Source organism: uncultured Thiocystis sp. (assembly GCF_903866365.1).
Taxonomy (GTDB): Bacteria; Pseudomonadota; Gammaproteobacteria; order Chromatiales; family Chromatiaceae; genus Chromatium.
On record NZ_CAIPNF010000215.1, the window covers coordinates 1 to 4,266 of the forward strand.

6 protein-coding genes are annotated in these 4,266 nt (G+C 68.9%); all 6 read right to left on the reverse strand.

The genetic code is table 11. From position 1 onward, the window contains the following. Positions 1–1,800: proton-conducting transporter membrane subunit (locus tag QZY07_RS12010; protein WP_295402790.1), on the reverse strand; the 1,800-nt coding region annotated here is incomplete at its 3' end. After that, entirely contained in the window at positions 1,800–2,180 is a 381-nt protein-coding gene (locus QZY07_RS12015) for an NADH-quinone oxidoreductase subunit K (RefSeq protein ID WP_295402793.1), read from the reverse strand. The genes QZY07_RS12010 and QZY07_RS12015, both read right to left, overlap by 1 nt. A 111-nt stretch (positions 2,181–2,291) precedes the next feature. Beyond that, positions 2,292–3,269: an MnhB domain-containing protein gene (locus QZY07_RS12020; protein ID WP_295402796.1), complete on the reverse strand. Its 978-nt coding sequence runs from the start codon at positions 3,267–3,269 to the stop codon at positions 2,292–2,294. Further along, a complete protein-coding gene (locus tag QZY07_RS12025) occupies positions 3,262–3,594 on the reverse strand; it encodes a monovalent cation/H(+) antiporter subunit G (RefSeq protein ID WP_295402799.1) in 333 nt (110 codons plus the stop codon). The genes QZY07_RS12020 and QZY07_RS12025 overlap by 8 nt, the downstream gene beginning before the upstream one ends. Further along, complete coding sequence (locus tag QZY07_RS12030; protein ID WP_295402802.1) at positions 3,591–3,920, reverse strand: monovalent cation/H+ antiporter complex subunit F; 330 nt, start codon at positions 3,918–3,920, stop codon at positions 3,591–3,593. Before QZY07_RS12030 ends, QZY07_RS12025 begins: the two co-directional genes overlap by 4 nt. Beyond that, the coding region (locus QZY07_RS12035; RefSeq protein WP_295402806.1) for a Na+/H+ antiporter subunit E at positions 3,913–4,266 on the reverse strand (354 nt) is incomplete at its 5' end. The genes QZY07_RS12035 and QZY07_RS12030, both read right to left, overlap by 8 nt.

Here is a 4,266-nt window from a genome sequence, read left to right on the forward strand (position 1 = left end):
CAGCGCGAGCGCCAGAACCAACAGAGACAGACCCGCAACCGGCCACTGCCGTAAACCGCGATCGGCACGCTCCAGGATGGTACCGAGAGCCGCCGCCCAATGTCCGGTCACGCTAGAGGTGGTCGCCGCGAGACGCGCGGAAGCGTCCGCCTGGCGGTCAGGCCAGGGCAGCATCCCAAGCACCAGCAGCCCGACCACCAGGATTGGCCAGATATCGCCCCAGAGTTTGCGCCAGCCAAAGGCGCCGGCCATAGCGGTCGAGACGGCCGCGCTCGCGTCGAGACCGGCGCGACCGACCCCGACCAGATCGAAGAGCGCGGGCGGCAGGAGCCCGAGCAGCAGCGCAGCGAGCGCGAGTGCCAGGACCACCAGTTCCTGAGCACGTCCAGGGCGCTTGAGCGGAATCGCTGGAGCGGATTGGGCGCCGAACAGCGCATGACCGAGCACCCAGAACAGATAGGCGGCGGTGAGCAGTCCGCCCGCCTGCATGACCAGTCCCCACCACCATTGCCCGGTCCCGTCGGCGGCCGAGGTGAGCAGCGTCTTGGTCAGATAGCCGCCGCTCGGTTGAATCCCGATCAGCGACAGCCCGGCGAGCCCGAAGGCGAGGAGGGTGATCGGCAGGACGCGGACGCTGCCGCCCAGGTTGCGGATGCGGTCATGGCCGAGCGCCCCGGCAATCAGTCCGGCGGCCATGAACATGGCGGCCTTGGCGCAGGCGTGCGACACGACCTGGAGCATGCCGCCGGTCAGGGCGGCGGACTCGGCATTCGCGGCCAGCGGGAAGATCAGGAACAGATAGCCGATCTGGGCGACGGTCGAATAGGCGATCAGCAGCTTGAGCCTCGCTTGCCGCAGGGCGACGAGGTTGCCGAAGAGGATCGCCCCGGCGCCCAGCGCGCCCAGGATCTGGGCCGTCAGCGGGGTCAGCGCTCCCGGCAGGACATCGAACCAGATCCGCACGATCAGGAAGAAGGACGCCTTGACGACCAGCGCCGAGAGGATGGCGCTGGCGGCGGGCGGCGCGCCCGCGTGGGCCGGCGGTAGCCAGAGATGCAGCGGAAAGAGCGCGGTCTTGGCCAGCAGCCCGACGGTCATCAGCGCGGCGGCGGCGATGATCGGCGGTGGCAGCGATGGCGCTCCGGCGATCCGCTCCGCGAGCAGGGCGATATCCAGGGTGGCGTAGGTGCCGTAGAAGAGCACCGCGCCCAGCAGGTAGAGCACCGAGCCCAGCAGCGCGAAGAGCAGATAGCGCAGGGCCGCCGCCAGGGTCTCGGCCCGACCGTCCAGGGCGACCAGGGGCACGGCGGAAAAGGTCAGGAGTTCCAGTGCGACGAACAGCGTGAACAGGTCTTGAGCCAGAAAGGCCGCGTTGAGTCCGGCCCAGACGCCCATCAGGAGCGTCCAGAACACGAGCGAGGCGCGGGTCTCGGGCGCACTTGGCGGAACCCGGAATTCCCGTTGGGCATAGATCCCGACGGCCAGCATCACCACTGCGCTGGTCAGCAGCAGGATCGCCGAGAGCCCATCCGCCTTCAGCGCCACGCCGAGCGGCGGCGCCCAGCCTCCCAGGTGGTAGTGCAAGGCATCGCCGCCGGTCAGCACGGCGGTCGCGACGGCGACCGCGGCGACCAGTCCCAGCAGCAGCAAGAGGAGAATGAAGCGGCCCAGAAACCGTCCGCCAAGGATCGGCGCCAGCAGCAGACCGACGACCGGCAGCATGAGCGGGATCACGAGGAGGAGTCCGCCTAAATCGATCAGACTCGCGAATGGGGTGACGAGGATCGATGAGCTGTCCATCACGACGCCCGCTCGGGCGCGGACGCCTGATCGCCGGGGGGCGAGGGCGCGCGTGGCCCATCGCTCTCCAGCGTGCTTCGGCCGCTGGTCTCGGCGAGTCGCAACAGCAGGGCGACAGCGATGGACGTCGCCGCGAAGGCAACCACCAGCCCGGTGATGATCAGGGCCTGCGGCACCGGGTCGCCGTCGACCCCGAGTCCGGCGGCGGATAGCGCGCCACCGCCCCGCTTGGCGATCACCCCGAACAGCAGGAAAACGCCGCTGCCGATCAGGTTGAAGGAGAGGATCTTGCGCAGTGCGCCCGGCTGGCAGAGCAGGCCGTAGAGCCCCAGTCCCACCAAGGCGGCGCCACAGAGACCGAAGAGGGTCGGACCGTTCATCCTAACTCCGGCATTTTGAACCGCAAAGGCGCAAAGGACGCCAAGCAAAATATTGAAAAACTTTGCGTTCTTTGTGTTCTTTGCGGTTCAATCGCTGTTTTTCTTGGCGGTTCAACCGCTCTTTTTGGATTCATAAAGTCCTCCGGAAGGGTGATCGCTCGCCGGCGGTCCCGCGAGCAGCAATCCCAGCGTCGCGGCGATGGACAGGGTCAAGACCGCCTCGATCGCCAGGATCAGCGGTTTCGCGTACCCCTCCGGGTAGGCCAGGAAGGCGTCCGCCAGCCAGATGCCGGCCACGCCGATTCCGATGAAGACCAAGGCCCCGATGACGAGCAGGACGCGCAAGCGTCGATCACGCACGGCCGGCGGTTCCCGCAGACCCGCGATCAGGACGAGGATCCACATGGCGGCCAGGACCGTGGCGCCCTGGAATTTACCGCCGGGGTCGTCGGCGCCGTTCCAGACCAGATGGATGCCGATCAGGATGCCGAACGGGGGCAGCACCTGGGCCAGCAGGGTCAGGGCGCTGCTCGAACGCGGGCGAGGCAGGGAACCGGGGCGTCCGCCCCAGGCGGGGTCCGCCGCCACCGACCAGACCCCGATCAGGGCCGGCACCAGCACCACTGACTCCAGCAGGGTGTCGATGGCGCGATGGGCCAGCAGGACGCCGGTGACTGGATTCCCGACCCCGGTGGGAGGCAGGTTCTCGGCGACCAACGGGGCCAGTGTCGGCGCGGGATCGGGCAGCATGAGCACCACGGCGGCAAGTCCAAGGGCGATGGCCGCGCAGAGCAGTCCGATCAGGAGCCTGAGCCATCGGCCAGGTCTGCCGTTGACCTCGGCGGCCTCGTAAGGGGCCAGGCGCGCCGCCGCGCCGAGCAGCAGAAGGCCGGTGAGCCCGGTTCCCAGGGCGGCCTCGGTCATGGCCACGTCCACGGCCGCGAGCCGCACCCAGACGATCGCCATCAAGAGCCCGTACGCGACGAATCCGACCACCGCGCTATAGGCCGCGCGGGTCGACGTCACCCAAAGGGCCAGACCAAGGACCAGGAGCACCAGCGCGGCATCGACGACCAGGGCGCTAGTCATGACTGGATACCGCGTCACGCGCCGGCATCTCCGCCCGATCGGGGTCGGGCGGCCGTGCCGCGCCCGCCAGGAGCTGACCGACCGTGGCGCCGGAGAGCATGGCGAGCAGCCACACCGCGATCAGTCCCAGCGCGGCCAGGGGCGCGGACACCTGGGGCAGCAGACCCAGCACGACCAGCCCGAGACCCAGATTGTCCGCCTTGGTGAGCGCATGGAGCCGGGTCAGGGTATCGGGGAAGCGCAGCAGCCCGACCGTGCCGGCCAGAAAGAAGAGCGCCCCCAGCGAAACGGCGACGATGGTCAGGAGGTCCAGCGCGAGATTCATTTGCTGTCCCTTTTGTTCTCGTTCTGCGAGCTCGCGGCGGAAGGTGCCGTTCCGGAGGTGGTCCCGCTTCCCTCCGGACGATGGACGCCACTGACGAAGGCAACCGAGGCGAAGGCCGCGAGCAAGGCCAGCAGCAAGGCAACCTCCGCGATCGCGCCAACCCCGGTGGCGACCCCCAGCAGGAGCAGGGCCGCGACACCGCCGGTGCCGAGGAGTTGGGCGGCCAGCATGCGATCCGCGTGGCCGGGACCGCGCAGGAGTCGGACCAGCCCCAGGGCAACGGTGCCCAGGACGAAAGCGGCGGCGCCGAGCAGAAACTCAGTCATCGATGACACTCCCGCCGTCGCTAACCCGTCTCAGCAAGGCTTCGTCGCGCGCGAGCGACGCCGCGACTGGCTGATCGAGATCCAGGCAGTGATAGACCAGTTTGCCATTGGCATCGGTCTCCACCGGAAGCGTGCCCGGCATCAGGCTGGTGATGGCGCCGAAAGCCGCGCGCTCGGTGCCTGGCGGGAGGCGCGTGGGAAAGGCCAGATCGCCGGGCTTCAGGGGCAGGCGCGGGTCGAAGGCTCGGCGGGCCACGTCAAACCCGGCGACGATGGACTGCCAGAAGAAATGCAGGGCGAGCCGCGCGAGTGCCGCGAGGTGAAGCCGTCCCGGAGCTGGCGGCAG

Coding starts and splice junctions, on each gene's coding strand:
- QZY07_RS12015 (WP_295402793.1), bottom strand. CDS start 2,180: ATGAACGGTCCGACCCTCTTCGGTCTCTGTGGCGCCGCCTTGGTGGGA.
- QZY07_RS12020 (WP_295402796.1), bottom strand. CDS start 3,269: ATGACTAGCGCCCTGGTCGTCGATGCCGCGCTGGTGCTCCTGGTCCTT.
- QZY07_RS12025 (WP_295402799.1), bottom strand. CDS start 3,594: ATGAATCTCGCGCTGGACCTCCTGACCATCGTCGCCGTTTCGCTGGGG.
- QZY07_RS12030 (WP_295402802.1), bottom strand. CDS start 3,920: ATGACTGAGTTTCTGCTCGGCGCCGCCGCTTTCGTCCTGGGCACCGTT.